17 protein-coding genes are annotated in these 18,807 nt (G+C 73.1%); 9 read left to right on the top strand and 8 right to left on the bottom strand.

Annotated elements, in window-relative coordinates; all coding sequences use genetic code 11:
• Positions 1-186 precede the first annotated feature (186 nt).
• Genes OG410_RS04545 through OG410_RS04530 form a run of 4 tightly spaced genes read left to right on the top strand, consistent with a single transcriptional unit; the run spans position 187 to position 4,314 of the window.
• Positions 187-1,518, top strand: coding sequence for an NAD(P)/FAD-dependent oxidoreductase (locus OG410_RS04545; protein ID WP_329297920.1), 1,332 nt, complete (start codon positions 187-189; stop codon positions 1,516-1,518).
• Positions 1,515-2,246, top strand: a complete 732-nt coding sequence (locus OG410_RS04540) for a DUF1365 domain-containing protein (protein WP_329297919.1) — start codon at positions 1,515-1,517, stop codon at positions 2,244-2,246. The genes OG410_RS04545 and OG410_RS04540 overlap by 4 nt, the downstream gene beginning before the upstream one ends.
• Complete coding sequence (locus tag OG410_RS04535; RefSeq protein WP_329297918.1) at positions 2,243-3,511, top strand: cyclopropane-fatty-acyl-phospholipid synthase family protein; 1,269 nt, start codon at positions 2,243-2,245, stop codon at positions 3,509-3,511. The genes OG410_RS04540 and OG410_RS04535 overlap by 4 nt, the downstream gene beginning before the upstream one ends.
• On the top strand, positions 3,508-4,314 hold the full coding sequence (locus tag OG410_RS04530; RefSeq protein WP_329297917.1) for a DUF1295 domain-containing protein: 807 nt from the start codon (positions 3,508-3,510) through the stop codon (positions 4,312-4,314). The genes OG410_RS04535 and OG410_RS04530 overlap by 4 nt, the downstream gene beginning before the upstream one ends.
• 56 nt (positions 4,315-4,370) lie before the next feature.
• On the opposite strand, the gene OG410_RS04525 is transcribed toward OG410_RS04530, so the two are convergent.
• The 3 genes from OG410_RS04525 to OG410_RS04515 all read right to left on the bottom strand — a co-directional run bounded on the left by OG410_RS04525 (position 4,371) and on the right by OG410_RS04515 (position 6,401).
• A complete protein-coding gene (locus tag OG410_RS04525) occupies positions 4,371-5,123 on the bottom strand; it encodes an anti-sigma factor (RefSeq protein ID WP_329297916.1) in 753 nt (250 codons plus the stop codon).
• On the bottom strand, positions 5,120-5,704 hold the full coding sequence (locus OG410_RS04520; RefSeq protein WP_329297915.1) for a sigma-70 family RNA polymerase sigma factor: 585 nt from the start codon (positions 5,702-5,704) through the stop codon (positions 5,120-5,122). The genes OG410_RS04525 and OG410_RS04520 overlap by 4 nt, the downstream gene beginning before the upstream one ends.
• 103 nt (positions 5,705-5,807) lie before the next feature.
• Positions 5,808-6,401: a sigma-70 family RNA polymerase sigma factor gene (locus tag OG410_RS04515; RefSeq protein ID WP_329297914.1), complete on the bottom strand. Its 594-nt coding sequence runs from the start codon at positions 6,399-6,401 to the stop codon at positions 5,808-5,810.
• A gap of 112 nt (positions 6,402-6,513) precedes the next feature.
• On the opposite strand from OG410_RS04515, the gene OG410_RS04510 reads away from it, so the two are divergent.
• Positions 6,514-7,509 (top strand): MerR family transcriptional regulator, encoded by a 996-nt coding sequence (locus OG410_RS04510; protein WP_329297913.1) that lies wholly within the window; start codon positions 6,514-6,516, stop codon positions 7,507-7,509.
• A gap of 65 nt (positions 7,510-7,574) precedes the next feature.
• On the opposite strand, the gene OG410_RS04505 is transcribed toward OG410_RS04510, so the two are convergent.
• The 3 genes from OG410_RS04505 to OG410_RS04495 all read right to left on the bottom strand — a co-directional run bounded on the left by OG410_RS04505 (position 7,575) and on the right by OG410_RS04495 (position 11,722).
• Positions 7,575-8,369: a DUF4142 domain-containing protein gene (locus tag OG410_RS04505; protein WP_329297912.1), complete on the bottom strand. Its 795-nt coding sequence runs from the start codon at positions 8,367-8,369 to the stop codon at positions 7,575-7,577.
• A gap of 254 nt (positions 8,370-8,623) precedes the next feature.
• Positions 8,624-9,997 carry a cryptochrome/photolyase family protein gene (locus OG410_RS04500; protein WP_329297911.1) on the bottom strand — a complete coding sequence of 458 codons (1,374 nt, stop codon included), beginning with the start codon at positions 9,995-9,997 and terminating at the stop codon, positions 8,624-8,626.
• A 198-nt stretch (positions 9,998-10,195) separates the two neighbouring features.
• A complete protein-coding gene (locus OG410_RS04495; protein ID WP_329297910.1) occupies positions 10,196-11,722 on the bottom strand; it encodes an SDR family oxidoreductase in 1,527 nt (508 codons plus the stop codon).
• A 156-nt stretch (positions 11,723-11,878) separates the two neighbouring features.
• On the opposite strand from OG410_RS04495, the gene OG410_RS04490 reads away from it, so the two are divergent.
• Entirely contained in the window at positions 11,879-12,400 is a 522-nt protein-coding gene (locus OG410_RS04490) for a MarR family winged helix-turn-helix transcriptional regulator (protein ID WP_329297909.1), read from the top strand.
• Between the two features lie 224 nt (positions 12,401-12,624).
• Positions 12,625-14,772 (top strand): MMPL family transporter, encoded by a 2,148-nt coding sequence (locus OG410_RS04485; protein WP_329297908.1) that lies wholly within the window; start codon positions 12,625-12,627, stop codon positions 14,770-14,772.
• Between the two features lie 145 nt (positions 14,773-14,917).
• On the opposite strand, the gene OG410_RS04480 is transcribed toward OG410_RS04485, so the two are convergent.
• Positions 14,918-15,085, bottom strand: a complete 168-nt coding sequence (locus OG410_RS04480) for a hypothetical protein (RefSeq protein WP_326789658.1) — start codon at positions 15,083-15,085, stop codon at positions 14,918-14,920.
• Positions 15,086-15,833: 748 nt separating this feature from the next.
• Here OG410_RS04480 and ssuE point away from each other — a divergent pair.
• Positions 15,834-16,388, top strand: coding sequence for an NADPH-dependent FMN reductase (gene ssuE / locus OG410_RS04475; RefSeq protein WP_329297907.1), 555 nt, complete (start codon positions 15,834-15,836; stop codon positions 16,386-16,388).
• A 154-nt stretch (positions 16,389-16,542) separates the two neighbouring features.
• Positions 16,543-17,685, top strand: a complete 1,143-nt coding sequence (locus OG410_RS04470) for an LLM class flavin-dependent oxidoreductase (RefSeq protein ID WP_329297906.1) — start codon at positions 16,543-16,545, stop codon at positions 17,683-17,685.
• Here OG410_RS04470 and OG410_RS04465 read toward each other — a convergent pair.
• Positions 17,675-18,748: an acyl-CoA dehydrogenase family protein gene (locus tag OG410_RS04465; protein WP_329297905.1), complete on the bottom strand. Its 1,074-nt coding sequence runs from the start codon at positions 18,746-18,748 to the stop codon at positions 17,675-17,677. The genes OG410_RS04470 and OG410_RS04465 overlap by 11 nt on opposite strands.
• Positions 18,749-18,807 lie beyond the last annotated feature (59 nt).

Genomic DNA, 18,807 nt, shown 5'->3' with positions numbered 1-18,807 from the left:
CCCCGGCGGCCCGGTGGCCGGGCGTGACGGAACGGTCGCCTTCGGCGTTCGGCCGCCGGGCGGTCCGGCCCTTCCTCCGCCCGGCGCGAAGGAAGATCGGGCCCCGGCCCATCCGTTCGGCCCTCTGCTTCGGAATACCCCCGAGAGCTCCGATCCCCCGATCCGGAGCCGCGCGGGAGGAATCCGATGAGAACGAGGCACGGGCCGGCAGACGCTCCGGACGGCGGCGCAGGGCACCCCGGACAGGAACGCCCGGGAGCACTCCGGCGTACGGCCGTGATCGGCGGGGGAGTGGCCGGGCTCACCGCCGCGTACGTGCTGAGCCGAGAGCGGCCCGTGGCCCTCTACGAAGCGGACGACCGGCTCGGCGGACACGCCCACACCCACGACCTGACCTCGTCCGACGGACGCCTGCACCGCGTCGACTCGGGCTTCATCGTGCACAACCGCCGCACCTACCCCCACCTGCTGTGGCTGTTCGCCGAACTCGGTGTCGCCACGCAGGAGTCCGAGATGAGCATGTCGGTGCGGTGCGAGGGATGCGGACTCCAGTACGCGGGCGCCCGGGGTCCCGCCGGTCTGTTCGCCCGGCCGCGCAGCGCGCTGCACGGCCCCTACCTGCGGATGCTCACCGAAGTCCCGGCGTTCCACCGCGCCGCCCGCCGGCTGCTGGCCGACGGCGGCGAAGACGCCCTCACGCTCGACGAGTTCATCACCCGGCAGCGCTTCTCGCCCTATTTCACCCGGCACTTCATGACCCCGCTCGTCTCCGCCGTCTGGTCCTGCGACGCGGCCACGGCCCGCCGCTACCCGGCCGCCTACCTGTTCCGCTTCATGGACCACCACGGCATGCTCTCGGTGGGCGGCTCGCCCGCCTGGCGCACGGTCACCGGAGGCTCCCGCTCCTACGTCGACCGACTGGCCAAGGAACTCGACGCGGTGCACACCTCCACCCCGGTCCGGGCCGTGCGCCGCCACGCCGGCGGAGTGGACGTCACCACCGAGGACGGCACCACCGCCTCGTACGGCTCCGTCGTCATCGCCGTGCATCCCGGCCAGGCCCTGCGGCTGCTCGCCGACCCCACCCGCCTGGAACGCGAGGTGCTCGGGGCGTTCCGTTACTCGCGCAACACCACCCTTCTCCACACCGACACGACGCTGCTGCCGAGCGCCCGCCGCGCACGCGCCTCCTGGAACTACCTGATGCCCGACTGCCACACCGACGTCGACCGGGTCCGGGTCAGCTACGACATGAACCGACTTCAGCGGCTGGACGCGCCCGAGACCTATGTCGTCACGCTCGGCGGCGAGGACCGGGTCGACCCGGCACGGATCCTGGCCCGCATGGAGTACGAACACCCCGTCTACACGCCCGAGTCCGTCGCCGCCCAGCACCGTCTCCCCGCCCTGAACAGCCCGGTGACCGCGTACGCGGGCGCCTACCACGGCTGGGGCTTCCACGAGGACGGCTGCCGGTCCGGGGTCGAGGCGGCAGAGGCACTGGGGGTGACCTGGTGACCGGCGTCCCCGCCCTCTATCCCTGCACGGTCGCGCACGTACGGACCCGTCCCACCCGGTACGCACTCCGCCACCGGACGTACATGTGGCTGACCGACCCCGACCATCCACCCGAACTGCCCTACCCGTTGCGCCCGTTGGCCCGCTTCGACCCCCGGGACCACTTCGACGGCGACCAGCCGAGCATCCGCGCGGGCCTGGACCGCTTCCTCGCCTCGCACGGTGTCGACCTGCACGGCGGACCGGTCCTGATGCTCGCCCACGCCCGAGTCCTCGGCCATGTCTTCAACCCGCTGACCCTGTACTGGTGCCACGACCCCGACGGCACCGCCCGCTGTGTCGTCGCCGAGGTGCACAACACCTACGGCGAACGGCACACGTATCTGCTGCGCCCCGACGACAGCGGCATCGCGCGGACCCGCAAGGAGTTCTACGTCTCGCCGTTCTTCCCCGTCGACGGCGCCTACCGCATGCGGCTGCCCGAGCCCGGCAGCCGGCTCGATCTGACGGTGGGTCTGGAACGCGCGGGAGAGCGGCCCTTCACCGCCACCGTACGCGGGACACGGCAGGCGGCCACGGCCGGCGCGCTGCTGCGTCAGGCACTGCGCCACCCCTGGTCCACCGTCGCCGTGTCCGCCGCCATCCGGCTGCACGGCATCCGCCTCTACCTGCGCGGGCTGCCCGTGCAGCCCCGCACCCCGCGACGAGACCAGGAGAGCGTGACATGACGACAGCCGAGTCCTGTCCCGTCGGGACACCCCGACGGGACACCGACCCGCTCCGCTGGCCGGACGTCGTGGCCCGGCCGCCGTCGTCGCGGGCCCGCACGGCCGTCACCCGCGCGGTGGTGCTGCGGGCGCTCGAACGACTGCCGCTGCGGGCGCGGTTCGCGGACGGAACCCGCGCCGGCCTCGGCGGCCCGGTCATCGAGATCCACGACCCGGCGGCCTTCCACCGCCGCATCGGCGCCCAGGGCCTCGTCGGCTTCGGCGAGTCCTACATGGCGCGGGAGTGGGACGCGCCGGACCTGGTCGCCGCGCTCACCGTCCTCGCCGGCAACGCGGCCCGGCTGGTCCCGGCACCGCTGCAGAGACTGCGGGCGCTCTGGGCGATGCGCCGGCCGGACATCCAGCGCAACACCCCCGCGGGAGCCCGCCACAACATTAGCCGCCACTACGACCTGTCCAACGACCTGTTCGCGCTCTTCCTCGACGACACCCTCAGCTATTCGTCGGCCCTCTTCCGCGGCTTCCCCGCCTCCTGGACGCTGCTGCCCGCCGCCCAGCACCGCAAGATCGACCGGCTCCTCGACCTCGCCGACGTGGGACCCGGCACACGGCTCCTCGAAATCGGCACCGGCTGGGGCGAGCTGGCGATCCGCGCCGCCGCCCGCGGCGCCCGGGTCACCTCGCTCACCCTCTCCCGCGAACAGCGGGCCCTGGCCCGTGAACGGGTGCGCCGGGCGGGGCTCGACGACCGCGTGCGCATCGAACTGTGCGACTACCGCGAGGCCACCGGCACCTACGACGCCGTGGTCAGCGTCGAGATGATCGAGGCCGTGGGAGAGGAGTTCTGGCCCGTCTACTTCACCACCCTCGACGCCCGGCTCGCCCCCGGCGGCCGTCTCGCCCTCCAGGCGATCACCATGCCGCACGACCGCATGCTCGCCTCCCGCGACACCTTCACCTGGATCCAGAAGTACGTCTTCCCGGGCGGCCTGCTGCCCTCGGTGGAGGCGGTGGAAGAGGTGACCCGCGCCCACACCGGTCTGCGCACCACGCGCAGGGACGCCTTCGGGGAGCACTACGCGGAAACGCTGCGGCTGTGGCGCGAGCGGTTCACCGAGCGGGCCGACGAGGTCGCGGCGCTCGGCTTCGACGAGACCTTCCGCCGGATGTGGACCTTCTATCTCGCCTACTCCGAAGCCGGATTCCGCTCCGGCTATCTGGACGTCCAGCAGTACCTGTTCACGAAGGAGGATCCCACGCCATGAGCGGTTTCCCCTGGGAGGCGTTCGACCGGAACCTCGCTCTCGCGGCCGGAGCGGCGTTCGCCGTCATGCTCGCCACCTTCGCCGTCGCCGTACGCGGGGGCCTGCACCGGATCGTGGACGTCGCCTGGGGGATCGGCTTCACCGCGGTGGCCCTCGTCACCTTCCTGGCGTCCGCCGGTGAGGGCGACGAGGCCCGCCGCGTGCTCGTCACCGTCCTCACCTCGGTGTGGGGACTGCGGCTGGCGGCGCACATCGCGCGGCGCGGCCGGGGACACGGCGAGGACCCGCGCTACGAAGCCCTGCTGGCCAAGGCGCCCGGCAGCCGTGACCTCTACGCCCTGCGCATGGTGTACCTCCTGCAAGGGGCGCTGGTGTGGCTGGTGTCGCTGCCCGTCCAGGCCGCGCAGTACATTCCGGGGCCGCTGACGGGCTTCGCCTGGGCGGGCACCGCCCTGTGGGCTCTCGGGCTGTTCTTCGAGGCGGTCGGCGACGCCCAGCTGGCCCGCTTCAAGGCCGATCCGGCCCACCGCGGCCGTGTCATGGACCGCGGCCTGTGGAGCTGGACCCGCCACCCCAACTACTTCGGCGACTTCTGCGTCTGGTGGGGCCTGTTCCTGCTCGCGTGCGACAGCCCGCAGGCGGCCGCCGTGGCGCTGGTGTCGCCGCTGGTGATGAGCTACCTCCTGATCAACGGCAGCGGGAAGCCGATGCTGGAGCGCCACATGGCCAAGCGCCCGGGTTTCGCCGAGTACGCGGCGCGCACCAGCGGCTTTTTTCCGCTGCCACCGAGACCGCGCCGCTGACCGGCTCCAACGGAGCCGAGTGTTCGTCCCCTCCCCCCAACGGAGGGGACGAACACTCAGACGGGGAGGCCCAGCAGGGCCACCGGCGCGGACGTCGGCCTGGGGGAACCACCGGCCGGCTCCACGGTGATCCCCATGCCGGACGCACCGTCGAGGGAACCCTCCAGCAGTACGGCCCCGGTCGTGCGGCCCGGGTCCATCAGCCCGGCGGACCGCATGGTGCCCGCGTCGTCGAACCACAGCTGGTACACCTTGCCGCCCGGCGGCCTCGCCATCTTCGAGGGGATGAACACCGCCCGGTCCCGGCTCCGGGACACGACGACCGTGCCGCTCGCCCCGCCGGCCAGCTTCGCCGTACGTGACCTGGCGTCGGGGGCGGTGAGGACCGCGGTCACCTGGTCCGCACGCCGTTCGGCCTGCCGGGCCTGCTCCTGGGCGTCCTGGGCGCGCTCGTGCTGCCACACCGCCGTACCGCCGAGCGAGGCCGCCGCGGCCAGAGCCGCGGCCAGCGCCCATCGCCCGGGCCGGTGCCGGCGGATGCCGGGGGCCAGGAGAGCCGTGAGGGGAAGGGCGCGCGGCGGCTCCTGGCGGACGGAGGTGATCCGCCGCATCACCCGGTCCTTGAGGGCCGGGCCCGGCGAAGCCGTGACGGCCAGGCCCAGCCGCGCCGCGGTGGCACTGAGCTCACGGACCTCCCGCGTGCAGTCGGCGCAGTCCGCGGCGTGCCGCTCGAAACGCTCGCGTTCGTCGTCGGCCAGCGCGTGCAGCGCGTACGCGCCGGTCAGCGTGTGCAGATCCACGGGGGTCACGCCGTGACCCCCAGGCAGTCGCGCAGCCGGATCAGTCCGTCGCGCAGCCGGGTCTTGACCGTGCCGAGGGGGGTCGCCAGCAGCTCCGCCACCTCCCGGTAGGTCAGCCCGCGGTAGTAGGCCAGGGTCACCGACTCGCGCTGGAGCTCCGTCAGTGTGCGCAGACAGCGCCGTACCTGCTCACGTTCCAGGCGCGCCTCGACCTGTTCGGTCACCTCGTCGAACGGGGACGTCCGGTCGAGGAGCGCGGCCTTCTGCTCCCGCGCGGCCGAGGCCTCGACCGAGCGCACCCGGTCCACGGCCCGCTGATGGGTGAGGGTCAGGACCCAGTTCATCACCGACCCCCGCTCGGGGCGGTAGCGGGCCGCGGTCCGCCACACCTCGACGAGCACCTCCTGCGCGACCTCCTCCGACTGCGCCGGGTCGCGCAGCACCTTGCGCACGATGCCGAGGACCGGGCCCGCCACCACGTCGTAGAGCGAGGCGAACGCGTCCTGGTCACCGCGGGCGACCCGGGACATGAGATCCGGCAGGTCCGGCTCCGCGGACGGCTTTCGCCCGATCTCCACGGCTTCCTTCACGGTGTGGTTCCTCCGAGACGCGACGACGGTTCGGATGTGATCCGGAGCCGGTGGGGTGGTGGATTGGCCCGCGGGCCGGAAAGTGCCGGTGGGCCCTTTGTGCTCAGACCTCGGCGAGCGGTCGCAGACAGTCGCGGAGCTGGTGCATACCGCGTCGGGAGTGGCTCTTGACGGTGCCCAGCGGCCAGCCGGTGCGCCGGGCGATCTGGGTCTGCGTGAGGTCCTCGTAGAACGCGAGGTGCAGGACCCGTCGCTGCGGGGTCGGGAGCTTGGCCAGCTCGTGCCGGACGACGACACGGTCGAGCGTGGCCTCGGGCCGGGACCTGGTGTCGTCGGCGAGGACCAGAAGGGCGCCGGCCGCGCCCACCAGCTCGGTGCGCCGGGTCCGCGCGGACAGGGCGTCGGCGATCTTGCGCCGGGTGATGCCGACGAGCCACGCGGCCACCGGGCCGCGTTCGGGCCGGTAACCCCGGGCCCCCCGCCATACGGCGAGGAACACCTGCTGGGTGACGTCCTCCGCCTCGCGCGCGTCGCCCAGCGAACGCCGGGCCAGGGCCTGGACCAGGGGAGCCCAGCGCCGGTACGCGGTGGCCATGGACGCCTCGTCCCCGTCGACGATTCCACGGGCCAGGTCCGCGTCCGTGAGAGCGTCCCCGGACTCGGCGGTCAGGTGCTCGGCGGTCGGATCTGCGCTCATGGCCACGACTCCTTGCTCCGGGAACTCCCTGTGTGGGGCCCGTGGAACCGATTGTGGGAACCATGCGACAGAGGCGACAACTCGCATCGTTTCTGCGTCGTATAGTCGCCGTATGGGTGATGGCCGGTCGGATCGGGGTCGGGGACCTGGCACGGGATCCGCGGAGGCCGGTGTCACCACCGGCGCGCTGGCCCGCCGCCTGGGAGTGTCACCCACCACGCTGCGTTCCTGGGACCGCAGATACGGAATGGGCCCCGCCGTCCGTTCCGGCGGACGGCACCGCCGCTGGACGCCCCAGGACGTGGCGATGCTCGAGGAGATGTGCCGGCTGACCTCGGCCGGAGTGCCGGCCGCCGAGGCGGCCAGGGCGGCGAAGGGCCGGCCCGACCCGCTGACGCCCGAAAGCGGGAGCGCGGCCGACGGCCTGGAACCCCCGTCACCGGCGGCCGGGGCGGAGCCGTTCGGGGACCCCAGACAGGAGTGCAAGGGGCTCGCGCGCGCCGCCGTACGCCTCGACGCGCCGTCCGTGGACGACCAGTTGACCTCGCTCGTCGAGCGGCACGGCGTGGTCGTCGGCTGGGAGGAGGTGATGGTGCCGACCCTGCACGCGGTGGGCCGCAAATGGGAGTCCGCCGGGGACCGCTACGTGGAGGTGGAGCACCTGCTGTCGTGGCAGATCTCCCGGGTGCTGCACCGCGCTTCGGGACCGGTGGGGCCCCGATCGCCGGCGACCGGCGGTCCGATCGTGCTGGCCTGCGTCCCGGGCGAACAGCACTGCCTCCCGCTGGAGGCGTTGCACGCGGGGCTCGTCGAACAGGGCCTGCCCGCGCGGATGTTCGGCCCCGCCGTGCCCCCTGAGGCGCTGACCGCGGCGGTGCGCCGGCTGGGACCGGTCGCCGTCGTGCTGTGGTCGCAGACCCGCTCCACCGCCGACCGCCCGCTGGCCCGGCACATCGCGGCCACCGCCTGGGGGGTCAAGGGCGCCCGCAGCCATCCCGCCGTCCTGCTGGGCGGCCCCGGCTGGGCCGGACGCCAGGAACCGGGCATGCTCCGGCCGCCGGGACTGAGGGAGGCGCTCACCACGCTGGTGAGCCTGGCCGAGGGCTGAGCCGGAAGGCGGCCGCCCTCACGAACTCCCGCTCGGGCCGCCGCCGTTCACTCCACCCGCGTGGTTCAGCCCACCGTCGGAGTCGGCGAGGGCAGCGAGGCACCTCCTGCGGGCAGCGAGGCACCTCCCGCGGGCAGCGACGCCCCGCCCGAGGGCAGCGCCGCACCACTACCCGCCGGCGGTGTCAGGACGACCTCCGGCTCGCCGGGCTGCGGCGCGGGAGGCGTCAGATTGACCGCGGGCACCTTCGGGATGGTGGTCTCCTGGATGATCACCTGGTCGAAGTCGACCAGTCCGGTCTTCTCCATCACGGTGATGTGGTCCAGCACGGTGTCGTTGGCCTGGTCGGCGAGCTGCCGTACGAGGGAGTTCTCCGTCGAGGCGCGGATCTTCGCCACGGTCGAGAAGATCTGTCCGTGGGTGATGCGCAGGATGTTGGCGAAGTCGGTGTTGAACTTCGCGCCGGAGTCCGCGCTCAGCGTCGCCACGAAGCCCTGCTGCTGCGGGGACGGCTTGTTGGGCAGCGTGATGCCGAGTTCCTTGGCGACCTTGCGGCTCGTGGCGTCGAGCCCGGCATGCCCCGCGATCAGGTGCTCCCCCGCCGTGCGGACCTCCGGGGTGGTCCCCTTCTGCAGGGCCAGCTGCCCGACCGGGTACTCCCACAGCCCCGCCGCGCGCACCTTGACGACGAAGTCGCGGTCGGCCTCGGTCAGCGGCCCCGAGGACGGATTGGCGATGATGCGGACCGGGGCGGCGGACGTGGTCTGGATCCCCAGCATGGCCGGATAGGCGAGCGCGGCCAGGGTCAGCGTCAACGCACCGGTCACGAAGAGGGTTCCCACGTTCCGTGTAATGCGCATTGAGCAGCCTCCTGGGGGCGGGTACGGCGGTTCCGGAGCCGTTGGCTCCGGGATGGCCGCGCGATGGATCCGGTGCGCACGGATCCGGTACGAGTGGTTCGGACGACCACCAGTACGGCGGCGCACCGCTGAGGAATCTCTACAACAGGTAAAATCCTCGGCAGTTTATATTCGATTCGGATCGTTCTCGCACGCGGCCACGGTGTTGTCGCCGGTCCAGGCCCCGGTGCCGGTCCAGGCCCCGGGCGTTGTTGTCAGTCCAGGCCCCGGGCCTTCTTGAACCGGGCCAGCCCCTCGGACAGGTCGACGATCGGGTCCGGGTAGTCGCGGGCCGCCCGGTCCAGGTCCTGGACCTTCCACGGCTCGTGCACCGCGCGCCCCGCGATTCCGGCCAACTCGGGCACCCAGCGCCGGACATATGCCCCTTCCGGGTCGTAACGCCTCGCCTGGGTCAGCGGGTTCAGGACACGGTTGGGCCGGCTGTCCGTGCCCGTTCCCGCCATCCACTGCCAGTTGAGCTGGTTGTCGGCGACATCGCCGTCCACCAGCAGGTCCAGGAAGTGCCGGGCCCCGACCCGCCAGTCCACGTACAGCGTCTTGGCCAGGAAGCTCGCGGTGAGCAGGCGCCCCCGGTTGTGCATCCAGCCCTCGTGGCGCAATTGCCGCATCGCGGCGTCCACCACCGGATAGCCGGTCCGCCCCTCCCGCCAGGCCTCGATGTCCTCCTGTGCCTCGGCCCCCGAGCGCCAACGGTCGTGCCGGGGACGGTAGTCGGCGGCGGACGCGTCCGGCCTGGCCGCCAGCACCTGGTGATGGAAGTCCCGCCAGGCGAGCTGCCGTACGAACGCCTCGGCGCCCGGACCGCCCACACCGCGTGCCCGGTGGACCAGTTCGACCGCCGACAGCGTGCCGAAGTGCAGATGGGGGGAGAGCCGGGAGGTCGCGTCGCCGGGCAGGTCGTCGTGGCGGTCCTCGTACGCCCCGATCCCGTCGCGCAGCCAGGCCGTCAGCCGTTTCCTGGCCTCCGTCTCGCCGCCCCGGGCCAGCCCCTCGGACACCGCGGACACGTCCAAGCGCGAGGGGATCGCCTCCGAACCGACGCCGTCCGGCACCCGGACGGCCCGGGGAGCCGCGACCGGGTTCCGCAACGGCTGCCGCGCCCACCGGCGGTGGTACGGCGTGAAGACGGCGAAGTGGTCGGAGGCCGCCGGGGTCACCGCACCGGGAGCGAGCGCGGTGACCACCGCCTCGTGGACGTGCAGGCGGCGTCCCTCCGACTCCAGCGCGGCGCGCAGCCGCTCCTCCCTGCGGTGTGCGTAGGCGCTGACCCCCGCCGCGATGTGCACCGCGGCGGCGTCGGTCTCGGCGGCCGCCTTCGCCACCTCGGCCGCCACGTCGCCGGAGCGCACCACCAGGCGACCGCCGCGGTCACGGAGCCCGGCGTCCAGGTCCGTCAGACAGTCGGCGAGGAACGCCATCCGGTTGGGGGCGGTGAACCTGGCGCCGGCGACGGCCTCGTCGCGGACGAAGAGCGGCACCACCGCGTCCGAACCGTCGAGGGCGGCCCGCAGCGGCGGGTGGTCGTGCAGGCGCAGGTCGGAGGTGAACAGGACGATCGAGACGGTCATGGGGTGGCTCCGGGGCGGTGCTGAGAGGGGTACGGCGTCGGTCTGCTTCGGTCCGGGCAAGTCCCGCGGATGCGGTTCGTACAGCTCGCGCGGTACGGGCACGGACGCGGTCGGGGAGCCGGCGGGTGAGCATGGACGCGGTCGGGGAGCCGGCGGGTGAGCACGGACGCAGGTCGGCGGGTGTGCGCGGGTGCGGTGTCAGTGGGTGGGCGCGGGTGCCGTCGCGGCGGCGGGAGTGCTCTCGGCGGCCAGCGCGATGTTGCGGGCCATGCCGCCGAACACCACGGCGTGGAAAGGCGACACGCTCCACCAGTACAGGTGCCCGAGCAGCCCGTGCGGATGGAACAGGGCCCGCTGCCCGTAGCGTGTGCGCCCGTCGTCCGTCACATCGGCGTACATCTCCAGCCACGCGAGCCCCGGCAGCCTCATCTCGGCCCGCAGCCGCAGCAGCCGCCCCGGCTCGATCTCCTCCACCCGCCAGAAGTCGAGGGAGTCGCCCACCCGCAGCCGGCTGGCGTCACGGCGGCCGCGCCGCAGGCCCACTCCGCCCACCAGCCGGTCCATCCAGCCGCGCACCGCCCAGGCCAGCGGGAAGGAGTACCAGCCGTTGTCGCCGCCGATGCCCTCGATCACCCGCCACAGATTCCCGGGCGACGCGTCCACCGTCAGCTCGCGCTTGTCCGTGTAGAGGCTGCCGCCCGCCCAGTCGGGGTCGGTGGGCAGCGGGTCGCTGGCCGTCCCGGGATACGACGCCGACGACCAGCGGGTGGTCACCTGGGCGTCGCGCACCCGCTGGAGCGCCAGGGCGACCGCCGCGTCGAAGCCGATCGGGCGTCCCGGAGGATCGGGAACGTACCGGACGATGTCGTGCTCGCGGCACACGACCTCATGGCGCAGCGACTCGGTGAGCGGGCGGGCGATCGACGCGGGCACCGGGGTGACCAGGCCGACCCAGTGGCTGGACAGCCGGGGCGTGAGGACCGGCACCGGGAAGATGAGCCTGCGCGGCAGCCCGGCGACGGCCGCGTACCGGCGCATCATCTCCAGGTACGTGAGGACGTCGGGGCCGCCGATGTCGAAGGCGCGGTTCACCTCCGCGGGCATCCCGGCGCTGCCGACCAGGGTGCGCAGCACATCGCGTACGCCCATGGGCTGGATCCGGGTGTGCACCCAGCTCGGCGTCACCATCACCGGCAGCCGCTCGGTGAGATAGCGCAGCATCTCGAAGGAGGCCGAGCCGGACCCGATGATCACCGCGGCGCGCAGCACGGTGGTCGGTACGCCCGACTCCAGCAGGATGCGCCCCACCTCGGCCCGCGACCTCAGGTGCGGTGACAGTTCCCCGGCCGGTACGCCCGCGGGGGTGAGGCCGCCCAGGTAGACGATGCGCCGCACACCCGCCGCACGGGCCTGCTCGCCGAAGATCCGGGCCGCCCTGCGGTCGGTGTCCTCGAAGTCGTGGCCCGTGCCGAGCGCGTGCACGAGGTAGTAGGCGACCTCGCATCCGCGCAGCGCGTCGGCGACCGAGCCGGCGTCCGTCACATCGCCGCGCACCACCTCCGCCTCGCCCGCCCAGGGATAGTCGCGCAGCTTGGCGGGTGTGCGGGCCAGACAGCGCACCCGGTACCCCTCGGCCAGCAGTTCGGGGACCAGCCGTCCGCCGATGTAGCCGGTGGCACCGGTCACCAGACACCTCGGGCCGGTGCCGGTCTCGTCGTCGCTCATGGGTCCTCCGTCGGTCGCCGTCCTGGCCCCCTCGGGGACCGCCTCCCTCCCTGATCCCTTCCACCCCGGTACCGCCCGCGGATGCGCCGGACGGGGCGGCCTCCGGGTGGCGGACGCCCGAACGGGGGAGTGCCGGGACTTCTATAGGCTGATCACGTGGCCAGACGAGACGACCGTGACGACCGGACGGATGATCCGGACCCCGATGCGGGCCGGGAGCGGGAGCGGGCCGCGGCGACGGATCTTCACGCCTTCGCGGTCGAGTTGCGCCGCCTGAACGGCGAGATCAACCGGCTGGTCCACGCCTTCGCCGGGGAACACGGTCTGCACGCCACGGACGTTCTGGCGCTCGCGGCGATCCTCGACGCGTCCGAGCCGCTCACCCCGGGCCGGCTGCGCGAGCACCTCGGACTCACCTCGGGCGCGGTCACCGCGTGTCTGGACCGGCTCGAACGCGCGGGCCACATCCGGCGCGTCCGGGAGAGCCCCGACCGCAGGGTGGTCCACCTCCACTACGTTCCCGACGCCAGGTCGGCCGCGCGCGCCCACTTCCGGCCGCTCGCCGACGTCACGGCGAGCGTGCGGTCCGGATTCAGCGAGGACGAGCTGTCCGTCGTCCTCCGCTTCCTGGCGACGATGAACGAGCGGCTCTCGGCCGTACGGTCTCCCGGACGCTGAACCCGCCCGGCGCACGCCGCCCGCCGCCCGCGGACGCGTCCTCGCGTCCGGGCGGCCGCTGTCCGTGCCCGGACGGCCACCGCCCGGTGCATCCGGACGGCCGCCGGGGACGGAACTCCGGGCATGGTCTACGATCTGGCCGCGAGATATCTCAATGATTGAGATTGTCATTCATCGAGATACTTGTGCTCATCGAGTCACCTGCCGGCACAACCTGGAGAACGATGTCCCTCACCCCGCGACGAGCCCTGTGGCTGATCCCCGTCGTCCTGCTCGTCGCCTGGCTCGGCATCGGAGGCACCCTCGGCCCCTACGCCGGCCGGCTCGGCGAGGTCTCCACCAACGACCAGGCCGCCTTCCTGCCGCGCAGCGCCGAGTCCACGAAGGTGGTGGCCCAGCAGCGTGCGTTCCAGCAGGCCGGGACGCTGCCCGCGATCGTCGTGTGGACCGTGGACGGCGACGCTTCCACGGCCGGGGCCCGGCAGTCCGCCGCGACCCGCGCGCTCGCCTCCCTCGCCGGCACCCCCGGCGTGGTCGGCCGGCCGTCACCCGCCCTGCCGTCACAGGACGGCAAGGCCCTGGAAGGCGTCGTCCAGCTCAGGCCCGACCTCGGCAAGCGGCTTCCCGACGCCGTCGACCGCATTCGTACCGCCGCCGCAGCCGTCCCCGGTACGACCACGTGGATCGCCGGACCCGCCGCCAGTCAGGCCGACCTCGGCGACGCCTTCGCCGGAATCGACGGACTGCTCCTCGGGGTGGCCCTGGCGGCCGTCCTCGTGATCCTGCTGCTCGTCTACCGCAGTGTGCTGCTCCCGTTCCTCATCATCCTCGGATCGGTGTTCGCGCTGGGCCTGGCCTGCGCCGTCGTCTACGTCCTCGCCGACCGCGGTGTCGTACGCGTCGACGGCCAGGTGCAGGGCATCCTCTCGATCCTCGTGATCGGCGCCGCCACCGATTACGCCCTTCTGCTGAGTGCCCGTTTCCGTGAGGAACTCGCCCTGAGCGCCGACCGGTTCACGGCGGTCCGGGCGGCACTGCGGCAGTCCTGGGGCGCGATCGTCGCGAGCGCGGGAACCGTCGCCCTCGGACTGCTGGCGCTGCTGCTCAGCGATCTGACGAACAACCGCTCGCTCGGTCCCGTGGGGGCCATCGGCGTGGCCTGCGCCGGCTTGAGCTCGCTCACCTTCCTGCCCGCCGTCCTGGTGCTCCTCGGCCGCGCCGCCTACTGGCCGGCCAGGCCCCGCCCGGCGGGCGGGGTGAGCACCGGCGGCGGCATCTGGAACCGGGTCGCGGCACTGGTCGACCGCGCGCCGCGCAAGGTCTGGGCGATGGCCCTGGCCGGCCTCCTCGCCTGCGCGGCCTTCGCGCCCACCCTGACCGCGAAGGGCATCCCGCTCGCCGAGATCTTCGTCAACGACGCACCGTCGGTCGCCGCGCAGGAGACCCTCGGGCGGCACTTCCCCGGCGGCTCCGGCAACCCGGCCGTGATCATCGCGAACGCCGACCGCGTCGCGCAGGTCACGTCCGCTGCGCGCGCCACGGACGGTGTCGCGTCGGCCGTCGTGGTGACGGAGTCCGGGCGGCCCGGCGGGGGAGCGCCGCGGATCGTCGACGGCCGGGTCCGTGTCGACGTCACGCTGCGGTCCGCCGCGGACAGCGACGCGGCCAAGGCCACCGTCGCCCGGCTGCGCACAGCGGTGCACGCCGTACCGGACGCCGACGCGCTCGTCGGGGGCTACGCGGCCCAGCAGTACGACACCCGGCAGACCGCCGAACGCGACCGCACGCTCATCGTGCCGGTGGTCCTCGCCATCATCCTGGTCATCCTGACCGTCCTGCTCCGCTCGCTGCTCATGCCGGTGCTCCTGGTGGCCACGGTGGCGCTCAACTTCCTCGCCACGCTGGGCATCTCGTCGCTCGTGTTCCGGCACGGGTTCGGCTTCACGGGCACCGACGCGTCCGTGCCGCTGTACGGCTTCGTGTTCCTGGTGGCCCTCGGCGTCGACTACAACATCTTCCTGATGTCCCGGGTCCGGGAGGAGTCGCTGCGTCACGGGGTACGCGCGGGCGTGCTGCGCGGACTCGTCGCCACCGGCGGGGTGATCACCTCGGCGGGCGTGGTGCTGGCCGCGACCTTCGCCGCCCTCGGGGTGATCCCGCTGGCGTTCCTGGTGCAGATCGCCTTCATCGTCGCCTTCGGCGTCCTGCTCGACACCCTGGTCGTCCGCTCCCTGCTGGTGCCGGCCCTGGTCCGCGACATCGGCCGCCGGGCGTGGTGGCCGGGGACGCTCAGCCGCGAGCCCGGAGCCGACCCCGACCCCGAGTCCGCGTCCGCGCCCGGGGTCCGAGGGGACGAGCGCGTCGAGGTGTGAGAACCCTGTCGGAGTGGGCCCGGTCCGGCGGGACGGGGCCCACTCCGACAGGAAGCACGACGGCCCGCCGTGTGGTTCGCGCGGGCCGTTCGTGCGTGCGGACCGTCCGCTGTGTTCCGCCGCGGTCCGGTCACCGCGGTCCGGCTCAGTCCTCGTCGCCGGCCGGAACGACCACGAGGAAGGCGTCCGAGTTCAGGTCCATCACGACCGTCGCCTGCAGCCCCTCGGTACGGCGCCGGGCCGCGTATTCCTCCGCGGTCCAGGATCCACGCGGAGCCCCGGCGGGAAATCGTTCCAGCACCTTTGTGCCCATGGCGGCAGACACCTCCAGCTCTGACGGCGGACCCGGAGCGACGAGTCCCGTGGAATGCGCTTGCCCGGGTTTCCCCGGGACATGCCCCGGTCCGGGATGCGAGACCGAACCGCCGTTCCTTGACTGCCCGTACGCGGAGCTGCGACGATCGCGACCATGAAGATGCGACTGGACCTCACGCGGCGACGCCACGTCGACCTCGCGCGTGTCTGCAGTTCCTTCTGTCGCCGCGAAGCCTGACGATCCCCGACTGCAGGTCTCCTTCGCGCGGGTCCTCCGCCCACGGTGACTTCTCCTCACCGTGACCGGCGTGTTCCCTCGCCTCTCCGCGACACATCGGCACCCGAACTCCGGCTGAATCCGGCCGGGTTCCCGAACCTCGACGCATCCCGAACAGCCGCCGGCCCCGAGTGCCGCGCCACGGTCCGTACGGTGCGCCGAGGTCTGACTGCCGTACAGAGAGCGGGAGTCCGTCGGGACTCAGGTGCTCCTCCAGCGTGCCGCGCGGGTGCGGTGCGAGCCTGATCCGTCTCCATTCGCTCTCCGCCCGCCCGGCAGCCCCCGTCCAGGAACGCCGGTCACGTCCGTCCGTTCACCCCGGTATCCAGCCCACCCGAAGTCCCGGTCACGCCTTCCGGTCACCCCGGCAGCCCGTGACCCGGCACCCGGGTCACGGAACTCACCCGCGAGCCCGCTCGCGGTACTGACCCGGAACCGTTCACCGGAACCCGTTCACGAAAGAGGACTCATGGCCACCGTTCTGTCCGTCTCCGGCAGCCCCTCGGTCTCCTCCCGCACGGCCAAGCTCCTGCGCCACCTCGACGCCCGGCTCGCCGGGCAGGGGCACGAGGTGATCCCCCTCGACGTCCGTACGATCCCCGCCGAGGCGTTGCTCGGCGCGGACTTCCAGCACCCCGCCATAGTGGAGGCGGCCGAACTGTTCGCCCGAGCCGACGGAGTGGTCATCGGCACCCCCGTCTACAAGGCCGCCTACTCCGGCGTCCTGAAGGCGCTGCTCGATCTGCTCCCGCAGTACGCCCTGGCCGGGAAGACCGTGCTGCCGCTGGTGACGGGAGGCAGTACCGCTCACGTGCTCGCCCTGGACTACGCGCTCCGTCCGGTCCTCAACTCCATGGGGGCGGCCCATATCGTCCAGGGCTGGTTCACCCTCGACAAGGACATCATCACGGGCCAGGACGGGAGCGTCACCGTGGCGCCGGGCAGCGCCGAGGCCCTGGCCCAGGTGGTGGACCAGTTCTCCGCCGCTCTGGGCCGTACACCCCTGCTCGCCGCCACGGGCTGACACCGATGACCGTCGAAGCGATCGCCGACGACGCGCAGGCGCCGCGACGGGGCGAACGCTGCCTGCCGGGGCACTGAAGCCGCAGCAGGCACGGCACCGGCCACAGCCGACGGCCCCCTCGCCCACCAGGTCCCCACGATCGGAGAACGCCGCCGTGTCCCTCACCTTCCACTGGTTCCTGCCCACCAACGGCGACAGCCGCGATGTCGTCGGCGGCGGTCACGGCACGCCCGCCACCGTGTCCTCACGGGACCGGCCACCGACGGTCGCCTATCTGAGCCAGATCGCCCGTGCCGCGGAGGACCTGGGATTTGTCGGCGCCCTCACCCCGACGGGCGCCTGGTGCGAGGACGCGTGGCTGACGACCGCGATGGTCAGTCAGCACACGGAGCGGCTGAAGTTCCTCGTCGCCTTCCGGCCCGGCTTCGTGTCGCCCACACTCGCCGCGCAGATGGCCTCCACCTTCCAGCGCCGGACCGGCGGACGGCTGCTCCTCAACGTGGTGACCGGCGGCGAGAGCCACGAGCAGCGCGCCTACGGCGACTTCCTCGACAAGGACGCCCGCTACCGCCGTACCGGCGAATTCCTGCGGATCGTCCGGGACCTGTGGGAGGGCAAGACCGTCGACCTGGCCGGTGAGCACCTGCGGGTCGAGGACGCCCGGCTCGCCCGCGTCCCCGACCCGGTCCCCGAGGTCTACTTCGGCGGCTCCTCGCCGATCGCCGGAGAGGTCGCCGCCCGCCACGCGGACGTCTACCTCACCTGGGGCGAACCACCCGCCCAGGTCGCCGAGAAGATCGCCTGGATCCGCGGGCTGGCGGCGAAGGAGGGGCGGACCCTCCGGTTCGGCATCCGGCTCCATGTCATCACCCGCGACAGCTCCGAGCAGGCCTGGGCCGAGGCACACCGGATCCTCGACGGCTTCGACCCGGCGACCGTACGGTCCGTCCAGGAGGGACTCGCCCGCAGCGAGTCGCAGGGCCAGCAACGGATGCTCGCGCTGCACGGCGGCGGCCGGGACGGGCTGGAGATCCACCCCAACCTGTGGGCCGGCATCGGCCTGGTGCGCGGCGGAGCGGGCACCGCGCTGGTCGGCAGCCACGAGGAGGTCGCCGACCGGATCGGGGAGTACCACGCCCTCGGCATCGACGAGTTCGTGCTCTCCGGCTACCCGCACCTGGAGGAGGCCTACTGGTTCGGCGAGGGCGTCCTGCCCCGGCTCGCCGCGCGGGGCCTGTGGCGGCACCCGTTCGCGGCCCCGCCGGCACCGGTCGCCCAGGTGCCCTTCACCGGCTGAGCGGACCGGGCCCGCCGAGGGAACCCAGCGACCCCAGGTGCGTCGCGCGCACCTGGGCCGTCTGCCCCTGCACCAGCAGGAACATCCCCTCGCGCGCGAGCCGTTGGGCCGGGCTGCGCAGGTCCATCGCCCGCCCGCCGCCGGCCACGACCGCCGCCGTGGTGGCCGCCCGCATCACGTCGTACGCCCGGGTCTTGCACTCCAGCCGCTCCTCGATCCGCTCGGTCGGCACCGGGTGGTCGGCGAGTTCGTACGCCCGCCGTCTGACCTCGTCGAGACGTGCCCGCAGGGTGTCAGCCGTTTCCCCCGCCGAGGGATCGGCCTCCAGCAGGCCGATCGCCGTCGCCGTGACCCCGAAGACGGCGGGCGAGGCATTGGTGTTCTTGGGGCGGTCCGTGACCGCCCAGGACTCGTACGGGGTGCGCAGAGCCACCGCGTCGTCGGGCAGCCACAGTCCGTCCAGCTCCAGCGAGACGGTCCGGGACGCGGTGAGCGCGGCGAGCCGCATCGGCGGGGACGGGCGAAGCCCCGGCTGCTCGCGCGCCTGCGTGAACGCGAACAGCGCCTCGTCGTCCTGCGTCACCCCGGCCAGCAGCATGACGTCGTTCAGCCCCCAGCCGGTGTACCAGGGGACCGTCCCGTCGAAGCGCCACCCGCCGCGCTCGCGCGTGACTCGTACCGGGACGCGCGGGTACGCGCGCAACTGGGCGTACGCGACACCGGACAGCAGCTCCCCGCGCGCGAGCGGGCCGAGAAGCCGTTCGCGTACAGGAAGGCCGCTCTTCGCCAGGGTCGCCACCGGCGTGTGGTGCTGGGTCTGCACGAACCAGGTCGAGCAGCACGCCCCGGCCAGGATCTCCGCGGTCTCGCGGACCACCGCGGCGGGCGCCGCCGACCCGCCGGCCTCGACCGGCGCGGCGACCCCGAGCAGCCCCGAGCGCTTGACGGCCTCGACGCTGCTCGCGGGCATGCCGTCCCGGTCCACGTCCTCGGCCCGGGGCGCCAGGACCCCGGCCGCCAGTTCCCGGGCCGCGGCGACGAGCGGATGCGGTGGGACGGTCATCGAAGGAATCTCCCGCTGTCGTCGTGGCGTGTGTCGATCCGGCGCCCCTTCGTTCGTGT

It is taken from the genome of Streptomyces sp. NBC_00659 (genome assembly GCF_036226925.1).
Taxonomy (GTDB): domain Bacteria; phylum Actinomycetota; class Actinomycetes; order Streptomycetales; family Streptomycetaceae; genus Streptomyces.
This window is presented reverse-complemented; position numbering and strand designations above follow the sequence as displayed.

Excerpts from the sequence above, each read along its gene's own strand:
- OG410_RS04545 (WP_329297920.1), top strand. The coding sequence starts at position 187 with ATGAGAACGAGGCACGGGCCGGCAGACGCTCCGGACGGCGGCGCAGGG.
- OG410_RS04535 (WP_329297918.1), top strand. The coding sequence starts at position 2,243 with ATGACGACAGCCGAGTCCTGTCCCGTCGGGACACCCCGACGGGACACC.
- OG410_RS04530 (WP_329297917.1), top strand. The coding sequence starts at position 3,508 with ATGAGCGGTTTCCCCTGGGAGGCGTTCGACCGGAACCTCGCTCTCGCG.
- OG410_RS04515 (WP_329297914.1), bottom strand. The coding sequence starts at position 6,401 with ATGAGCGCAGATCCGACCGCCGAGCACCTGACCGCCGAGTCCGGGGAC.
- OG410_RS04510 (WP_329297913.1), top strand. The coding sequence starts at position 6,514 with ATGGGTGATGGCCGGTCGGATCGGGGTCGGGGACCTGGCACGGGATCC.
- OG410_RS04505 (WP_329297912.1), bottom strand. The coding sequence starts at position 8,369 with ATGCGCATTACACGGAACGTGGGAACCCTCTTCGTGACCGGTGCGTTG.
- OG410_RS04500 (WP_329297911.1), bottom strand. The coding sequence starts at position 9,997 with ATGACCGTCTCGATCGTCCTGTTCACCTCCGACCTGCGCCTGCACGAC.
- OG410_RS04495 (WP_329297910.1), bottom strand. The coding sequence starts at position 11,722 with ATGAGCGACGACGAGACCGGCACCGGCCCGAGGTGTCTGGTGACCGGT.
- OG410_RS04485 (WP_329297908.1), top strand. The coding sequence starts at position 12,625 with ATGTCCCTCACCCCGCGACGAGCCCTGTGGCTGATCCCCGTCGTCCTG.
- OG410_RS04480 (WP_326789658.1), bottom strand. The coding sequence starts at position 15,085 with ATGGGCACAAAGGTGCTGGAACGATTTCCCGCCGGGGCTCCGCGTGGA.
- ssuE (WP_329297907.1), top strand. The coding sequence starts at position 15,834 with ATGGCCACCGTTCTGTCCGTCTCCGGCAGCCCCTCGGTCTCCTCCCGC.
- OG410_RS04465 (WP_329297905.1), bottom strand. The coding sequence starts at position 18,748 with ATGACCGTCCCACCGCATCCGCTCGTCGCCGCGGCCCGGGAACTGGCG.